Annotated in this window: 13 protein-coding genes; 7 read left to right on the top strand and 6 right to left on the bottom strand. The window is 73.8% G+C overall.

Going from position 1 to position 16,865, the window contains the following annotated elements; genetic code table 11:
* Positions 1 to 3 precede the first annotated feature (3 nt).
* Complete coding sequence (locus BMX65_RS23630) at positions 4 to 1,317, top strand: serine hydrolase domain-containing protein (RefSeq protein WP_239502254.1); 1,314 nt, start codon at positions 4 to 6, stop codon at positions 1,315 to 1,317.
* 170 nt (positions 1,318 to 1,487) lie between these two features.
* Here the strand turns inward: BMX65_RS23630 and BMX65_RS23625 are convergent, their stop codons facing one another.
* The 3 genes from BMX65_RS23625 to BMX65_RS23615 form a co-directional block, all read right to left on the bottom strand.
* Positions 1,488 to 2,429 (bottom strand): 4-(cytidine 5'-diphospho)-2-C-methyl-D-erythritol kinase, encoded by a 942-nt coding sequence (locus tag BMX65_RS23625; RefSeq protein ID WP_075002358.1) that lies wholly within the window; start codon positions 2,427 to 2,429, stop codon positions 1,488 to 1,490.
* A complete protein-coding gene (gene rsmA / locus BMX65_RS23620; RefSeq protein WP_075002357.1) occupies positions 2,426 to 3,391 on the bottom strand; it encodes a 16S rRNA (adenine(1518)-N(6)/adenine(1519)-N(6))-dimethyltransferase RsmA in 966 nt (321 codons plus the stop codon). Before rsmA ends, BMX65_RS23625 begins: the two co-directional genes overlap by 4 nt.
* Before the next feature lie 173 nt (positions 3,392 to 3,564).
* Positions 3,565 to 4,011, bottom strand: coding sequence for a MarR family winged helix-turn-helix transcriptional regulator (locus tag BMX65_RS23615; protein ID WP_075002356.1), 447 nt, complete (start codon positions 4,009 to 4,011; stop codon positions 3,565 to 3,567).
* A 140-nt stretch (positions 4,012 to 4,151) separates the two neighbouring features.
* On the opposite strand from BMX65_RS23615, the gene BMX65_RS23610 reads away from it, so the two are divergent.
* On the top strand, positions 4,152 to 5,690 hold the full coding sequence (locus BMX65_RS23610) for an MFS transporter (protein WP_075002355.1): 1,539 nt from the start codon (positions 4,152 to 4,154) through the stop codon (positions 5,688 to 5,690).
* A gap of 53 nt (positions 5,691 to 5,743) precedes the next feature.
* A complete protein-coding gene (locus tag BMX65_RS23605; protein WP_075002354.1) occupies positions 5,744 to 6,862 on the top strand; it encodes an NADH:flavin oxidoreductase in 1,119 nt (372 codons plus the stop codon).
* A 232-nt stretch (positions 6,863 to 7,094) separates the two neighbouring features.
* Here BMX65_RS23605 and BMX65_RS23600 read toward each other — a convergent pair whose 3' ends face one another.
* The 3 genes from BMX65_RS23600 to rsmI form a co-directional block, all read right to left on the bottom strand.
* Positions 7,095 to 7,997, bottom strand: a complete 903-nt coding sequence (locus tag BMX65_RS23600; RefSeq protein WP_239502255.1) for a TatD family hydrolase — start codon at positions 7,995 to 7,997, stop codon at positions 7,095 to 7,097.
* A gap of 89 nt (positions 7,998 to 8,086) precedes the next feature.
* Complete coding sequence (locus BMX65_RS23595) at positions 8,087 to 8,377, bottom strand: hypothetical protein (protein ID WP_075002353.1); 291 nt, start codon at positions 8,375 to 8,377, stop codon at positions 8,087 to 8,089.
* Positions 8,378 to 8,832: 455 nt separating this feature from the next.
* Positions 8,833 to 9,687, bottom strand: coding sequence for a 16S rRNA (cytidine(1402)-2'-O)-methyltransferase (gene rsmI, locus BMX65_RS23590; protein WP_075002352.1), 855 nt, complete (start codon positions 9,685 to 9,687; stop codon positions 8,833 to 8,835).
* A 78-nt stretch (positions 9,688 to 9,765) separates the two neighbouring features.
* On the opposite strand from rsmI, the gene BMX65_RS23585 reads away from it, so the two are divergent.
* From BMX65_RS23585 to BMX65_RS23570, 4 genes are all read left to right on the top strand, one after another.
* Complete coding sequence (locus BMX65_RS23585; protein ID WP_075002351.1) at positions 9,766 to 11,559, top strand: dolichyl-phosphate-mannose--protein mannosyltransferase; 1,794 nt, start codon at positions 9,766 to 9,768, stop codon at positions 11,557 to 11,559.
* 362 nt (positions 11,560 to 11,921) lie between these two features.
* On the top strand, positions 11,922 to 13,556 hold the full coding sequence (locus BMX65_RS23580; protein WP_177214335.1) for a penicillin-binding transpeptidase domain-containing protein: 1,635 nt from the start codon (positions 11,922 to 11,924) through the stop codon (positions 13,554 to 13,556).
* 239 nt (positions 13,557 to 13,795) lie between these two features.
* The gene (locus tag BMX65_RS23575) at positions 13,796 to 14,800 is read left to right on the top strand and encodes a DMT family transporter (RefSeq protein WP_075002350.1); all 1,005 of its coding nucleotides are present in this window, start codon (positions 13,796 to 13,798) and stop codon (positions 14,798 to 14,800) included.
* A gap of 119 nt (positions 14,801 to 14,919) precedes the next feature.
* A complete protein-coding gene (locus tag BMX65_RS23570; RefSeq protein ID WP_075002349.1) occupies positions 14,920 to 16,779 on the top strand; it encodes an ABC-F family ATP-binding cassette domain-containing protein in 1,860 nt (619 codons plus the stop codon).
* Positions 16,780 to 16,865: the final 86 nt, after the last annotated feature.

Below are 16,865 nucleotides of genomic sequence, written 5' to 3'. Positions count from 1 at the left end.
AACGTGGCAGAGGTCGTTCACACAGCGGTGGCCGAGCACGGCGCGGAGGTGGCGGTGCACGGCACGGTGGCGGACGGGTACGAGCCCGTCCGGGACGCCTTCGTACGCAACTTCGAGCGGCGCGGTGAACGCGGCGCGGCGCTGGCGGTGCACCGGGACGGCCGCAAGGTCGTCGATCTGTGGGCCGGCAGCACCGATCCGGCCGATCCGGCCGCCGCGCCCTGGGGACGGGACACCGCCGTGCTCGTCCGGTCGGCCACCAAGGGGCCGGCGGCGGCCGTCCCGCATCTGCTGCACCAGCGCGGCCAGCTCGACCTGGACGCACCGGTGGGCGCGTACTGGCCGCAGTTCAAGACGGCCGGCAAGGAACGCCTCCTGGTCCGCCACCTGCTGACGCACCGTGCCGGACTGCCCGCGCTCGGCACTCCGCTCACCCCGCGGGAGGCGCTGGAGCCGGGCCGTGCGGCGCGCGCGCTCGCCGCGCAGACCCCCGAGTGGGAGCCGGGAGCCGCACACGGCTACCACCCGCACACGTTCGGCTGGCTGCTGGGCGAACTGGTGGCGCGCGCCAGCGGCGGCCGCAGCCTGGGGCGCTGGTTCGCCGACGAGGTGGCCGCACCCCTCGGGCTCGACCTGTGGATCGGACTGCCCCAGCAGGTGGCGGACGACGGCCGGGTGGCCCGGGTCGCGGAACAGGAAGCGCCCGCGCCGGAGCCGGGCGCGCTGCGCACCCGGCCCAAGCGCGCGGTCACCGCCGCCTACGCCGATCCGGACTCCCTCACCCGCCGCGCCTTCGGCGCCCTGGCCCCGAAGCCCGACGAGAACGACCCGGCCTACCGGGCAGCCGAACTCCCCGCCGCGAACGGCATCGCCACGGCCCGCTCCCTGTCCGCCTTCTACGCGGCGCTACTGGGCCCGCTGGACGAGCACGACGCCGACGCCGACTGCGCCGAGAGCGCTGCCGACCGCGCCGACGGCGGCGGCACCGCCGAGCGGCGCTCCCGCACGGCCCGGCGGGGTCTGTTCACGCCCGCGACGCTGGCCCAGGCCCGCGCCCTGGACGCGGACGGGCCCGACCGGGTGCTGGTGGTCAACACCCGGTTCGGGCTGGGCTACATGCTGCACGGCTCGGCCTGCCCGCTGCTGGGGTCCGGCTCGTTCGGCCACCCCGGGCGCGGCGGCTCGCTCGGCTTCGCCGACCCGGAGACGGCCCTCTCCTTCGGCTACACCACCGGCACCCTGCACCGCTCGGTCACCAGTGACCCCCGTCCGCAGGCCCTGATCCGCGCGCTGCGCTCGGTCGTCGCACAGCCGTGACGGGCGGAACGGACATGACGGTCGGGACTGTCCCGACCGGCGTGACCGTCTGGGCTCGGCCGCGGTGACCGTCCCCGCGGGACCGCCGTCGCGGGCCGACCGCGGTTCTCGGGCTCCCGGTCACCGGCTGCCGCGGGGCGCGGGGACCGAAGAACCGCGGGCACGCGGGCTCACACGAGACTGGCGCCCGGCGCCGGGCCCGCGGTGGCGCGCGCCCCGCGGCAGGTGCCGGACGCGGTGAGGGCGTGTGCGATGCGGGTCGCCGAGTCGGGGTCGGCCACCAGGAACGCGCAGGTGGGGCCGGAGCCGGAGACCAGCGCTGCCAGCGCCCCCGCGGCCAGCCCGGTCTCCAGGGTCTCGGCCAGTGAGGGGCGCAGCGAGAGCGCGGCCGGTTGGAGATCGTTGCGCAGGGCGGCGGCCAGCGCCGCGGCGTCGCCGGTGCGCAGCGCCGCCAGCAGCTCCTGCGAGGCGGCCGGTTCGGGGACGTCGGCGGCGGAGGAACCGGTCCCGGTGGCCTCCCGCAGCCGGTCGCACTCCCGGTAGACGGCCGGGGTCGACAGCCCGCCGTCCGCGACCGCGAACACCCAGTGGAAGGTGCCGCCGACCTCCAGCGGGGTCAGCAGCTCGCCCCGGCCCTCGCCGAGCGCGGCGCCGCCCGCGAAGCTGAACGGCACGTCCGAGCCCAGCTCGGCGCAGAGCTCCAGCAGTTCCTCGCGCGGGCTGTCCAGCCCCCACAGCCGGTCGCAGGCCAGCAGGGCAGCCGCGGCGTCCGCGCTGCCGCCCGCCATCCCGCCCGCGACGGGGATGTCCTTGGCGATGTGCAGGTGCACATCGGCGGCCAGCCCGTGCCGCGCGGCCAGCAGCGCGGCCGCGCGTGCCGCCAGGTTGGTGCGGTCCTGCGGCACCAGCGCGGCGTCCGGCCCGGAGACGGTGAGCAGCGGCGCGTCGGCGCGGGTGGCGCTGACCGAGTCGTACAGGCCGACGGCGAGGAACACGTTGGCCAGCCCGTGGAAGCCGTCGGGGCGGACTCCGCCGACCGAGAGCTGCACATTGACCTTGGCAGGGACGCGGACCGTGACCGTGTCGGCGGTGCTGGCTGCTGGCTGGGTCACGTGCTGCGCTCCTCGTGCGGGTTCCGGTCGCCGGGGGGTCCGGCGGGCCGCTGCGGTGGGCCGTCGCGGCGCGGGCCGTGCGCGGCGACGGCGGCGAACTCGGCGACGGTCAGCGACTCGCCGCGCGCCTGCGGGGACACCCCGGCCGCGCGGAGGGCCTCCTCGGCGGCGGCGCCGGAGCCCGCCCACCCGGAGAGCGCGGCCCGCAGCGTCTTGCGGCGCTGGGCGAACGCCGCGTCCACCACGGCGAACACCTCCGCGCGCGGTACGTCGGCCGCCGGCGGGTGCGGGCGCCGTACCAGCGAGACCAGCCCGGAGTCGACGTTGGGCGCGGGCCAGAAGACGTTCCGCCCGATCGCCCCGGCGCGTTTGACCTCGCAGTACCAGGCGGCCTTGACCGACGGTACGCCGTACACCTTCGAGCCGGGCGGCGCGGCGAGCCGGTCGGCGACCTCCGCCTGCACCATCACCAGGGTCCGCTCGATGCTCGGGAAGGCGGCCAGCAGGTGCAGCAGGACCGGAACGGCCACGTTGTAGGGGAGGTTGGCCACCAGCGCGGTCGGCGCCGGACCGGGCAGCTCCTCGATCCGCAGCGCGTCCTCGTGCACCAGGCGGAAGTCCGCGGCCCGCTCGGGCAGCCGGGCGTGCACGGTCGCGGGCAGGGCCGCGGCCAGCGCGTCGTCGATCTCGACGGCGGTCACCGCCGCCGCTGTCTCCAGCAGCGCCAGGGTGAGCGAGCCGAGCCCGGGGCCGATCTCCAGGACGACGTCGTCCGGGCGGACCCCGGCGGTGCGCACGATGCGGCGGACCGTGTTCGGGTCGATGACGAAGTTCTGCCCGCGCTGTTTGGTGGGCCGCACCCCGAGGGTCTCCGCCAGGTCCCGCACTTCTGCGGGGCCGAGCAGCACTCCGCTGCCGGAGGCGTCGGGCGTGGCGGACGGGTCGGAAGGGGCAGCGCTCACCGCGCCAGTTTACGGCCGTGCGGGGTGCGCCGGGCCGCCGGGCGGTGCCGCGGCCCGCGGCGGGCGGCCGCGGGCCGCGAGAGCCGCGGGCCCGGACGGTCTCCGGCTGCCGTGCGGAGCGTCGCGGCCGCCGGGTGCCGTCGCTCCGGGGGTGCCGTCGCTCCGGGGGTGCGCTACTCCGGGAAGACCGTTCCCAGCAGCCGGTACAGCTCCGTGCGTTCCTCGCCCGAGAGCTTGTCCAGGGCCTGCTGGGTGCGGTGCATCGTCTCGCGGACGGTGTCGATGGTCCGCTCGCCCTCTTCCGTGAGGACGACGTTCTTGATCCGCCGGTCCTCGGGGTTCACCTCCCGCCGTACGAGGGCCCGCTTCTCCAGGCGGTCCACGATGCCCGTGATGTTGGACGCGTCACAGGCCAGGCTCGTGGCCAGGGAGCGCATCGAGGCGGGGGAGCGGCGCAGTACGCCCAGCGTCTTGGCCTGGCTGGCGGTGAGGTCGGACGCGGCCGCCGCGGCCGTGAAGTCGGCGACGTGCGCGCTGAGCACGTGCGCGAGCAGCTCGATGAGCTGGGTCTTGGTGGGGTGCGCTGGACCGGGTCCGGGGGCACCAGTGGCGTCCGGCATGTGGTCACAGTACTCCGCAAAGCTTGACTATCTCAATTGCCTGGGGCTACCTTCGGCACTTACTTGAATTTATCAAGCATGTAGATACTCAAGCATTGGTCTCCGGGCACCCCGGTACGGCCTCACCCCTGGGAACACCTATGACCTCCACACACCCTCCGTCATCCGCGCCCCGCCCCGCCGGATTCGGGCTCGTCCTGGTCCTGGGCCTCGCCGCCATGGTCGTCTCGATGATGCAGACCCTGGTGGTGCCCATCCTCGGCGTCATCCAGCGCGATCTCGACACCAGCACCTCCGGCGTCAGCTGGGTCACCACCGCCACGCTCCTCTCGGCCGCCGTCTTCACCCCGCTGCTCGGCCGCTTCGGTGACCAGCACGGCAAGAAGCCGACCCTGGTGGGCGTCCTGGTGCTGCTGGCCGCCGGTTCCGTGCTGGCCGCGACGACCGACTCGCTGAGCCTGCTGATCCTGGCGCGCGTGCTGCAGGGCGCGGCCACCGCCATCTTCCCGCTCGCGCTGTCCGTGCTTCGCGAGGAGATTCCGCACGAGCGGCTGCACACCGCGATGGCCCTGGTCAGCGGCACGCTCGCGTTCGGCAGCGGTCTGGCGCTGGTCGGCGCCGGCCTGCTGACGCAGGGCGCGCACCCCGACTACCACCGGGTCTTCTGGCTGGCCTGCGGGCTCGCCGTCCTCGCGCTGATCGGGGTGCTGCTCGTGGTGCCCGCCTCGCGGCACCGGACCGGAGGACGTACCGACTGGCTCGGTGCCGCCGCCCTCGCCGCGATGCTGGTCCTGCTGCTGCTGCCCATCTCCCAGGGGCACGAGTGGGGCTGGACCTCCGGCCGCACGCTCGGGCTGTTCGCCGGCTCCGCCGCGACCGCCGTGGTGTGGGTCCTGATCGAACGCCGGGTGCGCGAGCCCATGGTCGACATGCGGATGTTCGTCCACCGTCCGGTGCTCTTCACCAACATCGCCGGACTCCTGGTCGGCTTCGCGATGTTCGCGCAGTTCCTCGGGGTGTCGTATCTGGTGCAGATGCCCGAGGAACTCACCGGGTACGGCTTCGGGGCCTCCGTGCTCCGCGCCTCCGTCGAGTACCTGCTGCCCACCACACTCGTCTCGCTCGTCGCCGCCCAGTTCGGCGGCATGCTGGTGAGCCGGATCGGGGCGCGGATGACGCTCGTCGCGGGTGCCGCGTTCGGCGTCACCGGCTTCGCCTGGCTGACCCTCCAGCACGACAGCACCCCGGACGTCATTCTCGCGGGAATGGTCGTCGGCGTCGCCATCAGCTTCGGCTACGCGGCGATGCCCGCCCTCATCGCGGCAGGCGTCCCGCACCACCAGAGCGGCATCGCGAACGGCATCAACTCCATCTCCCGGTCCGTCGGCAGCGCCGTCGCCAGCGCGGTGATCACCTCCCTGCTCGCCTCGAAGACCATCCAGCATCTGCCTGCCGGTGCACCCCCGCTGCCCGAGGAGAGCCAGTTCACGCTCAGCTTCGTGCTCGCCGGGGGAGCGTTCCTCCTCGTGGCCCTCGCCGCCCTGGTCGGGCTGGCGACGACACGCCGCGCGGGCGGGCAGGAAGCGCACGCCGTCTCCGGCGCGGCCACCGGCAGCGTGCCCGCAACGGGCGCGGGGAGCGTGCCGGAGGCGGTCGCCGAGCAGGCGCCGGCCCGATGACGAGGCCCGACGCGGCCTCCGGAACCCCACTCACCACACCGAGAGGACACGACATGACCCACCAGCAAGCCGACCGCGCCGCCCGCAGCCTCTCGCGTCCGTTCGGGGTGCGCGGACTCCACGTGCCCAACCGGATCGTCATGGCGCCGATGACCCGGCAGTTCTCCCCGGGCGGCGTCCCCGGGCCCGATGTGGCGCAGTACTACGCCCGACGGGCCGCCGCCGGCGTCGGGCTGATCGTCACGGAGGGCACGTACGTGGACCACGCCTCCGCCGGCACCAGCGACCGGGTGCCGCGGTTCCACGGCGACGACGCGCTCGCCGGCTGGTCGGACGTGGTGGAAGCCGTGCACCAGGCGGGCGGGAAGATCATCCCGCAGTTGTGGCACGTGGGCGTCACCCGGACCCCGGGAGCTCCTCCCGTGCCGGACGCCGAACCGGTGAGCCCGTCGGGGCTGTCCCTGCAGGGCGAGCCCAAGGGCCGCGCCATGACGCAGCAGGACCTCGACGACGTCGTCGCCGCGTTCGCCACCGCTGCGGCGGATGCCGAGCGCCTCGGATTCGACGGCGTGGAACTGCACGGTGCCCACGGCTATCTCATCGACCAGTTCCTCTGGTCCTCCACCAACCGCCGCACCGACGCCTACGGGGGCGGCGTCGCCTCCCGGGCCCGCTTCGCCGCCGAGATCGTGGCCGCGTGCCGCAGCGCGGTGTCCGACTCCTTCCCGCTCTTCTTCCGGCTGTCCCAGTGGAAGATGGACAACTACGAGGCCAAGCTGGCCGAGACGGCGACGGAACTGGACGCGCTGCTCGCTCCGCTGGCCGAGGCCGGAGCCGACGCCTTCCACGCCTCCACCCGCCGCTACTGGCTGCCGGAGTTCGACGGTTCCGATCTCAACTTCGCCGGCTGGGTGAAGAAGATCAGCGGCAGGCCGACCGTCACGGTCGGCTCGGTCGGCCTGGACGGCGACTTCTTCAACCTCTTCCAGGGCAGGGGCTCCGGCGCGACCGGCATCGAGCAACTCCTCGACCGCCTGGAGCGGGACGAGTTCGATCTCGTGGCGGTCGGCCGCGCCCTCCTCGCCGATCCCGAGTGGGCCGTCAAGACCCTGACCGGAAGGACCGCGGACATCACCTCTCCCAGTGGGGAGGCGCTCAAGACGCTGCACTGACGACGACCGGCCCGGACGCGGCGCCGGGGCGCGGGGAAGGGGAAGCGGTACCCCGGGACGTCCCGCCCCCTCCCCCCTGCGGCCAGACCGTACGGGGACGGCTGACGGCGCCGTCGGGGCTGCGGTGCGCGGACGGCTCCCGGCGACGTCGGGGGCTGCGGCGCGGGGACGCTCCCCGGCGACGTCGGGGGCCGCGCACGCAACGGCGCCGGGCCCCGCGGGTGTCCGGGCCTCAGTAGCCGAAGGCGCGGGCCGTGTTCGCGGCCACGTGGCGGGCCAGCCGTTCCTCGTCCAGGTCCTTGGTCCGCGCCATGGCACGGAGCGTCACCGGGATCAGGTAGGGCGCATTGGGGCGGCCGCGGTAGGGCGCGGGGGTCAGGAACGGCGCGTCCGTCTCGACCAGCAGCAGTTCGGGCGGTACCACCGCGAGGGCGTCGCGCAGCGGCTGGGCGTTCTTGAACGTGATGTTCCCGGCGAAGGACATGAACCAGCCCTTGGCGGCGCACAGCTTCGCCATCTCCGCGTCCCCCGAGAAGCAGTGGAAGACGGTCCGCTCGGGGGCGCCCTCCTCCTCCAGGATGCGCAGCACGTCCGCGTGCGCCTCGCGGTCGTGGATGACCAGCGCCTTGTCCAGCCGCTTGGCGAGTTCGATGTGGGCGCGGAAGGAGCGCTGCTGGGCGGCGACGCCCTCCGGGCCGGTGCGGAAGTAGTCCAGGCCGGTCTCGCCGACCGCCAGCACCTGGGGGAGCGCGGCGAGCTTCTCGATCCCGGTGAGCGCCTCGTCCAGGGCTTCCGCGCCGCCCTCGGCGCTCAGCCGGGGGGCCTCGTTCGGGTGGAGCGCGACGGCGGCCCACACGTTCTGCCACGCCGCGGCCGTCTCGGCGGCCCAGCGGGAGCGCTCCAGGTCGCAGCCGACCTGGACGACCGTCGTGACGCCCACGGCGGCGGCCGCGGCGAGCGCGTCGGCGACGGCCGGCTCCTGCATGTCCAGGTGGGTGTGGGAGTCCGCGACCGGGAACGCGAGCGGCTCGGGCAGCGGCGGAGGCGCCTGTGCCGCCCGAGCCTTCGCGGCGTTCGTGGCCGTGGTTCCGGCCGCGGAGTGCGCTGCGTCGTCAGGGGTCGCGGAGGGGGGCATACCGGCGATGATAGAACCCGCCGTCCCCCCGGTCCGCACCGAGGCGGAGCCCGGCGGGGGCCTCGGCCCGCGACCCGCGGCGCACGCCCTCAGTGGTGCGGCCGCGCCGCCTCGGCCTTGGAGACCCGCCCCGAGCGCATGATGCGGACAACATGTCCGTCGCAAAAGCGGCACGTGGGCTTGGTGAGCGGCGAGGGGACGCGCTTGCCGTCCGCGTAATACACGACCAAGGGCCTGCCGTCGGTGTATTCGAGGTGCTGTATCTCGTAGTCCTGCTCCCACCCGTGCCCGCACTTCATGCAGGCGAACGAGTACGCCTCGTGCACCGTCTCCGGTGTCTGGCCGGCCGGGTCCGTGCGGTTGCCGCTCTCGTGCTTCATGGCAGCTCCTTCCTTCGGGCGGATACGCCCACAGCCAGTGCACTCCTCGCGACCGCCGTCCGAAAGGCGGGACCGGGGGTCCTTTCTCTTCGTTTGTGGAGATTTTGGCCGGACGTCAAGGTGGAGGGCTTCCCTGGGCAATTCCTTTGCGTATCCGCAAAAGTCTTTTACTCATATTTACCGCTCAATCGCGGATTACCGTGCTCACCCGCGCGCCCGCCACTGCTCCCGCCGCGCACATCCGTAATTCGGCGCCCTCTTCCACGCCGGGCGCGCACGCCGCTGCGCCTCTGCGCGCTCCCCGAAGCTGCCCCACCGACGCGGTCGCCGTACCCGACGCGGCCGCACCCGATGCGGCCGGGCGCGCAGGCGCGCAGGCGCGCAGTCCGGCTGTCCGGCTGTCCGGACGGGGACACCGCGGCGGGCCGGCCCGGACAGCGGGTCCCCGCCGCGCGCTACTCGCGCGGACCGGCGTTCTTCGCGGCGACCACCGCGTCGAAGACCTCCCGCTTGGGCACCCCGGCGCCGCGGGCCACCTCCGCGATGGCCTCCTTGCGCTGCTGGCCCGCGGCCTCGCGCTCCGCGACCCGGCGCGCCAGCTCCGCCGCGTCCGCCTCGCCCGCGGCGGGCGGCTCGGCCCCCCGGACCACGACCGTGATCTCCCCGCGTACGCCCTCAGCGGCCCACGCGGCCAGCTCCGCCAGCGGGCCGCGCCGCACCTGCTCGTAGGTCTTGGTCAGCTCCCGGCACACCGCGGCCTCCCGCTCCGCGCCGAACACCTCGGCCATGGCGGTGAGCGTGGCCTGCAGCCGGTGCGGCGCCTCGAAGTACACCAGGGTGCGGCGCTCCCCGGCCGCCTCGCGCAGCCTGCCGCGCCGCTCGCCGGGCTTGCGCGGCAGGAACCCCTCGAAGCAGAACCGGTCCACCGGCAGCCCCGAGACCGCCAGCGCCGTCAGCACCGCGGAGGGGCCGGGGACCGCGGTCACCCGCACCCCGTGCTGCACGGCGGCGGCCACCAGCCGGTAGCCCGGGTCGGACACCGAGGGCATCCCCGCGTCGGTCACCAGCACCACCCGGGCGCCGCCCGCCAGCTCCTCGGCCAGCTCCGGCGTGCGGGCGGCCTCGTTGCCCTCGAAGTAGGAGACGATCCGCCCGCCCGGCGCCACCCCGAGCGCCTGGGTCAGCCTGCGCAGCCGCCGGGTGTCCTCGGCGGCGACGATGTCGGCGGCGGTCAGCTCGGCCGCGAGGCGCGGCGGGGCGTCGGAAGGGTCGCCGATGGGGGTCCCGGCGAGGACGAGCGTTCCAGTCACCCGTCCATCCTCGCAGCGTCACCCGTCCGATCCCGCAGCGGTGACGCGGCGGCACGCGCCGCCCCCGCGGTCCCTACGATGGCCCGCGTGACGACCAGTGACACCGTGGGCGACGCCGACCGCAGGCAGGACGGGCCCGGCAGCCCGGGCTGCGAGGGCAGCACCGGGGACGAGGGCGGTCCGCCGCCGCTTCCCCGGTGGCAGGTGCGGCTGCGCCGCTTCGGCTACGCGGCCCGGCCGCGTGCCGGTGTCCGCGAACGCCTCACCCCGCCGTTCCCGGCGCCGGATCCGCGGCTGGGCGCGGTCTTCGGGCTGGGTCCCGAGGTGTCGCTGCGGCTGGCGCGCTGGGCGGCCTGGGGCGGACCGCTGCTGGTCGCGCTCCTCGCGGGAGCCCTGCGGTTCTGGCAGCTCGGCTCGCCGCACGCCGTCATATTCGACGAGACGTACTACGCCAAGGACGCCTGGTCGCTGATCCACTTCGGGTACGAGGGGACCTGGCCGGACAACGCCAATGAGCGCATCCTGGGCGATCCGCAGCGCATCCCGCTCTCGCCGGAGGGCTCCTACGTCGTCCACCCGACCGTCGGGAAGTGGGTGATCGGGCTCGGCGAGGCCGCCTTCGGGCTCGACCCGTTCGGCTGGCGGTTCATGACGGCGCTGCTGGGCACCCTCTCGGTGCTGATGCTGTGCCGCATCGGGCGCCGGCTGTTCCGCTCCACGGCGTTGGGCTGCCTGGCGGGCGCCCTGATGGCCGTGGACGGGCTGCACTTCGTGATGAGCCGGGTCGCGCTGCTGGACCTGGTGGTGATGTTCTGGGTGCTGGCCGCGTTCGGCTGCCTGCTCGTCGACCGCGACAGGTCCAGGGAACGGCTCGCGGCCCGGTTGCCGCAGGCCGGTGGTGACGCGGGCGACGACGGCGCTCCGCTGCCCGACGCCGTCGTGGCGGACCGGACGCGACTGGGCTGGCGGCCGTGGCGGCTGGCGGCCGGGGTGTGCCTGGGGCTGGCCTGCGCCACCAAGTGGAACGGCCTGTACGTGCTGGCCGCGTTCGGCCTGCTGACCGTCCTGTGGGACATGGGGGCGCGCCGTACCGCGGGCGCCTCCCGCCCGGTGCCGGCGATGCTCACCAGGGACGCGGGGCCCGCGTTCCTCTCCGTGCCCTGCGTCGCGGTGGCCACCTACATCGCCTCCTGGACGGGCTGGTTCGCCACCTCCGGCGGCTACTTCCGGGACTGGGCGGACAAGCAGGGCGCCGCCGGCCCGTGGGGCTGGCTGCCGGGACCGCTGCGCAGCCTGTGGCACTACGAGAGCGAGGTCTACGACTTCCACGTCAACCTCACCTCCGGGCACACCTACCAGTCGAACCCGTGGAGCTGGCTGGTCCTGGGCCGTCCCGTCTCCTACTTCTACGAGTCGCCCAAGGCGGGCTCCGACGGCTGCACCGACAAGGCCGAGGGCTGTGCCCGCGAAGTCCTGGCGCTGGGCACCCCGGTGCTGTGGTGGGCCGCCTGCGCGGCGCTCCTGTACGTCGGCTACCGTTGGCTGCTGCGCCGCGACTGGCGCGCGGGCGCGATCCTGTGCGGTGTCGCCGCCGGCTACCTGCCCTGGTTCCTCTACCAGGAGCGCACCATCTTCCTGTTCTACGCCGTGGTGTTCCTTCCCTTCCTGTGCCTCGGGCTGGCGATGGCGGCCGGGGCGCTGACCGGGCCGCCGGGTGCGGACGACAGACGGCGCACCCTGGGCGTGGTCGGGGTGGGCGTGGTCGGGCTGCTGATCGTGTGGAACTTCGTCTACTTCTGGCCCATTTACACCGGACAGACGATTCCGCTGGGCGAGTGGCGGCACCGGATGTGGCTGGACTCCTGGATCTGACCTGAAGTAGGCGCTTTCCGATCGGAAATGGCTGTCGAGTGACCTGGCAGATCACGAAAACGCTCAGCGAAGATCGCGATTCGGACACAAGGCCGTGATACGGAACCGATCGCCCCGCGCTGCTCGTCTGCCCCAGGGGCCGCGCCAGCGCGGCCGCGGGGGCCGGCGGTTCCGTTCCCCGGTCCGGACCGCCGGGAAGCGGCGGAATCCGGGACACGCGGGGGAGCGGAACGCCGGAAGAACCGGAAGAAGGGGCTGAACGGGCATACGGGGGCACGTTCTGTCATGGACGTGCTCTAGGGTGCCTCGCGTCAGGACTTCGGCCGGTAGACCGGGCCAAGGCGTGGAGGGGCAGAACGCGGATGCGCGACACACAGAAGATGGCCGTGATCGGCGGGGTCGCCGCCGCCGTCGTCGGGCTCGCCGGCGTCGGCGTCTACGCCCTCGTCGGCGGCGACGGGGAGGAGGCCCAGGGCACCGTCGCCGCGGACAGCAAGGCGGCCGAGGCCAAGAAGGGCCCGCTCAGCGCGGCCGAAGTGCGCACCGCCGCCAAGGAATTCCTGGGCGCCTGGGCCGAGGGCGACACCAAGAAGGCCGCCGCGCTGACCGACGACTCCGCAGCGGCCGCCAAGGCGCTCGGCGCCTTCCGCAGCAAGGCCCACGTCTCCAAGGTCGCGGCCACCCCCGAGGCGGCCGACGGCGAGAAGGTGCCCTTCGGCGTCACCGCACGGGTCGCCTACGGCAAGAAGGACGCCGCCTGGAAGTACGACTCGGCGCTGAAGATCGTCCGGGCCTCCGGGACCGGCGAGCCCGTGGTCGAGTGGAAGCCGTCCGTGCTGCACCCCAAGCTCGAGGACGGCCGCACGATCGTCACCGACGAGTCGGGCACCCCGCCGGTCACCGCCGTGGACCGGGACGGCTCGCCGCTCAGCGCCGACGACCACCCCGCCCTCGCCGGAGTGATCCGCGACATCGGCAAGCGCTACGGCGACAAGACCGAGGGCTCCCCGGGCGTGCAGACGCGCCTCGTCGACGCCAAGGGCAAGACCGACACAGTGCTGCGCCAGCTCTCCGAGCCCACGCCCGGAAAGCTGAAGACGACCATCGACGCCGGGGCGCAGCGCGCGGCCGAGGCCGCCGTCAAGGGCAAGAAGAAGGCATCCGTGGTCGCCGTCAAGCCCAGCACCGGCGAGATCCTGGCCATCGCCAACTCCCCTGCCAAGGGCTTCAACGGCGCACTGCAGGGCTCGCTGGCCCCCGGCTCCACCATGAAGGTCGTCACCAGCGCCATGCTGCTCGACAAGGGCCTCGCCTCGCCCGGCAAGACCCACCCGTGTCCCAAGTACTTCACGTACGGCGGCTGGAAGTTCCACAACGACGACAACTTCGAGATCAAGCACGGCACCTTCGCGCAGAGCTTCGCCCGCTCCTGCAACACCGCCTTCATCAGCCAGGCGCCCGAGCTGAAGGACGACGACCTCACCAAGGAGGCCCGGGACGTCTTCGGCATCGGCCTCAACTGGAAGACCGGCACCACCACCTTCGACGGCCGGGTCCCGGTCCAGTCGGACGCCCAGATGGCGGCCTCGCTCATGGGCCAGGGCGGGGTGCGGATGAACCCGCTCAATATGGCGTCGGTCTCCGCCACCGTGCAGAACGGCACCTTCCGGCAGCCGTACGTGGTACCTCCGTCGGTCGACGACCGCACCCTCGCCAAGGCGCCGCGTGCCATGAAGCCCGGCGTCCAGAAGGACCTCAAGTCCCTGATGAAGGTCACCGCCACCGGCGGCACCGCGGCCCAGCCGATGTCCGGGTTGAGCGGCGACTTCGGAGCCAAGACCGGATCCGCGGAGGTCGACGGGCAGAAGAAGCCGAACGCCTGGTTCACCGCGTACTCCGGTGACGCCGCCGCGGCGGCCGTCGTGCCCGCCTCCGGACACGGCAACGAGAACGCCGGCCCGATCGTCCGCAAGGTGCTGGACGCCGCCCGCGGCTGAGGCCGCCGACGGCCGCCCGCGGGCCGGTACGGCACCGCCGTACCGGCCCGCGGAGCACACCGCCGCCGGGGCTCATCCGGCACCGCCGCTGCCCGGGCCGATCCGTCATCGCCGCCGGGCCCGTACGGTACCGCCGCCGCCGGGCCCCGGTACCCCGGTAAAAGCGCTGATCAACGCGGCGGTAGCGTCCTGTGCATGACGCATCGACTCCGTGACCGCGCCGCCCGCGGCAGCGCAGGGTGACCCCGACAGTCGTCGCCGCGGTGCTGGCCGCGGCGCTCACCCACGCCACCTGGAACGCGCTGGCGCACGGCATCCGCGATCAGCTGCTCGCCTTCACCCTGGTCGGCAGCGGTGGCGCGCTGTGCGGCGCCGCGCTGGCCTGCTTCGTCCCGCTCCCGGCCGCCGGGGCCTGGCCGCCGCTGCTGTTCTCGGCGGCGCTGCACGTCGTCTACCAGGCGCTGCTGATGCGCTCCTTCCGGATGGGCGAGTTCGGGCAGATGTACCCCATCGCGCGGGGTACGGCGCCGCTGGTGGTGACGGTGCTGGCGGCCGTCTTCGTGCACGAGATGCCCGACGGATGGCAACTGGCCGGGGTGCTGCTGGCCTCCGCCGGACTGGTCGGGGTGGCGCTGTGGGGACTGCGCGGCGCGGGGCGCTCTCCGCACGCGGGGTCCGGCTCGGCCGCCGACTCCGGCGGAGCGGCTTCCGACGTCGACGACGCGGTCTCCGACGTCGACGACGCGGTCTCCGGCTCCGGCGATGCCGTCTCCGGCTCCGACGGCGTGCCCTCCGGCTCCGGCACGAGTGCCGGGCCGCAGTGGCCCGCGCTGACCGCCGCGGTGTGCACGGGCCTGGCCATCGCCTCGTACACCGTCGTGGACGGGGTGGGCGTGCGGGCCGCCGGCAGCCCGCTGGGCTACATCGCGTGGCTGATGCTGCTGGAGGGGCTGGCGATCCCGGTCTGGGCCCTGCTCACCCGCCGCCGCGCCCTGGTCGCGGAGCTGCGCCCGATGGCCCTGCGCGGGCTGCTGGGCGGGGCGCTGTCGGTGCTGGCCTACGGACTGGTGCTGTGGGCGCAGACCCGGGCACCGCTGGCACCGGTGGCGGCGCTGCGGGAGTCCTCGATCATCGCCGGGGCCGCGATAGGCGCTCTCTTCTTCAAGGAGCGGTTCGGCTGGCCCAGGACCGCCGCGAGCGTGCTCATGGTGGGCGGCATAGCGCTGATGCTGCACGGCACCTGAGCCTCCCGGGGGACGGCGCGCGGGTCCGTACCCGGCGGTCCGCCCGCGGAGGACCCGGCCGCCGGCCGGCGGCTGCCGGGGCAGAGCTACCCTGGGGGTCGGCCCCCAACAGGAGAGAGATGGCTGGCAACCGCGTCAACCTCGTCAACATGGAAACCGTCGACAAGGTGCACGGCACCCGCGCCCTCCTCGACACCGTCTCGCTGGGCGTCAACGAGGCGGACAAGATCGGAGTCGTGGGCCGCAACGGCGACGGCAAGACCACCCTGATCAAGGTGCTGGCCCGCGAGGAGGAACCGGACGCGGGCCGGGTCACCCATGCGGGAGGGCTGCGTGTCGGCGTGCTGACGCAGCACGACTCCCTCGACCCGCAGGCCACCGTCCGGCACGAAGTGGTCGGCGACCTGGCCGACCACGAGTGGGCGGGTGTCCCGCAGATCCGCGACGTGCTCACCGGGCTGTTCGGCGGCCTGGACCTGCCCGGCTTCCCGCAGGGCCTGGACACCGTGATCGGTCCGCTCTCCGGCGGCGAGCGCCGCCGGATCGCGCTCGCCAAGCTGCTCATCGCCGAGCAGGACCTGATCGTGCTGGACGAGCCGACCAACCACCTCGACGTGGAGGGCATCTCCTGGCTCGCCGGGCACCTGCGCGCCCGCCGCTCCGCGCTGGTGTGCGTCACCCACGACCGCTGGTTCCTCGACCAGGTCGCCACCCGCATGTGGGACGTGCAGCGCGGTGCGGTGCACGAGTACGAGGGCGGCTACTCGGACTACGTCTTCGCCCGCGCCGAGCGGGAGCGCATCGCCGCGCAGGAGGAGTCCAAGCGGCAGAATCTGATGCGCAAGGAACTGGCCTGGCTGCGGCGCGGCGCCCCGGCCCGCACCAGCAAGCCGCGCTTCCGGATCGAGGCGGCGAACGCGCTGATCGAGGGCGAGCCGCCGCCCCGGGACAGCCAGGAGCTGATGCGCTTCGCCAACTCCCGGCTGGGCAAGACGGTCTTCGACCTGGAGGGCGTCACCGTGCAGGCCGGGCCGAAGCTGTTGCTCAAACAGCTCACCTGGCAGCTGGGTCCCGGTGACCGGATCGCCTTGGTGGGCGTCAACGGCGCGGGCAAGACCTCGCTGCTGCGCGCCCTGGCCGACACCGCCGCCACCGGAGGCGAACAGCTCTCGCCGCTGGTCACCGAGGGGCGGATCAAGGTCGGCAGGACGGTGAAGCTGGCCTACCTCTCCCAGGAGGTCGCCGAACTGGGCCCGGCGCTGCGGGTCCTGGAGGCGGTGGAAGCCGTCCGCTCCCGCATCGACCTGGGCAAGGGCCGGGAGATGACGGCCTCGCAGCTGTGCGAGCGGTTCGGCTTCGCCAAGGAGAAGCAGTGGACGCCGGTGGGCGACCTCTCCGGCGGCGAGCGGCGGCGGCTGCAGATCCTGCGGCTGCTGATGGACGAGCCCAACGTCCTCTTCCTGGACGAGCCGACCAACGACCTGGACATCGAGACCCTCACCCAGCTCGAGGACCTGCTGGACGGCTGGCCCGGCTCGCTGGTGGTCATCTCGCACGACCGGTACTTCGTCGAGCGCACCACCGACCGCGTCTACGCGCTGCTGGGCGACGCCACTCTGCGGATGCTGCCGCGGGGCATCGACGAATACCTGGAGCGCCGGGCCCGGATGGAGGCCGCGGCCGCCGCGTCGGCGCCCGCCGCCGCGGCGGACCGGACTGCGGGCGGGTCGGACCGGTCGGCCAAGGAGCCGGCCAAGCCCGCGGCGCTCTCCCGCGCGGCGCACAAGGAGATGCAGCGGATCGAGCGCCAACTGGAGAAGACCGAGCAGCGCGAGGCGACCCTGCACGCCGAAATGGCCGAGCACGCGACCGACTTCGAGCGGGTGGCGGGGCTGGACGGCGAACTGCGCGAGGTGCGCGAGAAGCGCGAGGAGTTGGAGATGCGCTGGCTGGAACTGGCCGATACCGAGGGTGCATGACAACCCCTTCGGGGGTGGTGGTAGAAAGGGGCGCCCTGCTCCTTCCTGAGGAACTGCGATGACACAGCCGCCGCCCCCGCCGCCCG

The sequence above is a fragment of the Streptomyces qinglanensis genome (assembly GCF_900111245.1).
Classification (GTDB): domain Bacteria; phylum Actinomycetota; class Actinomycetes; order Streptomycetales; family Streptomycetaceae; genus Streptomyces; species Streptomyces qinglanensis.
Note: the sequence above shows the minus strand (reverse complement) of the source record. Positions and strands in the feature narration are given on the sequence as shown.

Excerpts from the sequence above, each read along its gene's own strand:
- BMX65_RS23615 (WP_075002356.1), bottom strand. The coding sequence starts at position 4,011 with ATGCCGGACGCCACTGGTGCCCCCGGACCCGGTCCAGCGCACCCCACC.
- BMX65_RS23610 (WP_075002355.1), top strand. The coding sequence starts at position 4,152 with ATGACCTCCACACACCCTCCGTCATCCGCGCCCCGCCCCGCCGGATTC.
- BMX65_RS23605 (WP_075002354.1), top strand. The coding sequence starts at position 5,744 with ATGACCCACCAGCAAGCCGACCGCGCCGCCCGCAGCCTCTCGCGTCCG.
- BMX65_RS23600 (WP_239502255.1), bottom strand. The coding sequence starts at position 7,997 with ATGCCCCCCTCCGCGACCCCTGACGACGCAGCGCACTCCGCGGCCGGA.
- BMX65_RS23595 (WP_075002353.1), bottom strand. The coding sequence starts at position 8,377 with ATGAAGCACGAGAGCGGCAACCGCACGGACCCGGCCGGCCAGACACCG.
- BMX65_RS23585 (WP_075002351.1), top strand. The coding sequence starts at position 9,766 with ATGGCCCGCGTGACGACCAGTGACACCGTGGGCGACGCCGACCGCAGG.
- BMX65_RS23580 (WP_177214335.1), top strand. The coding sequence starts at position 11,922 with ATGCGCGACACACAGAAGATGGCCGTGATCGGCGGGGTCGCCGCCGCC.
- BMX65_RS23570 (WP_075002349.1), top strand. The coding sequence starts at position 14,920 with ATGGCTGGCAACCGCGTCAACCTCGTCAACATGGAAACCGTCGACAAG.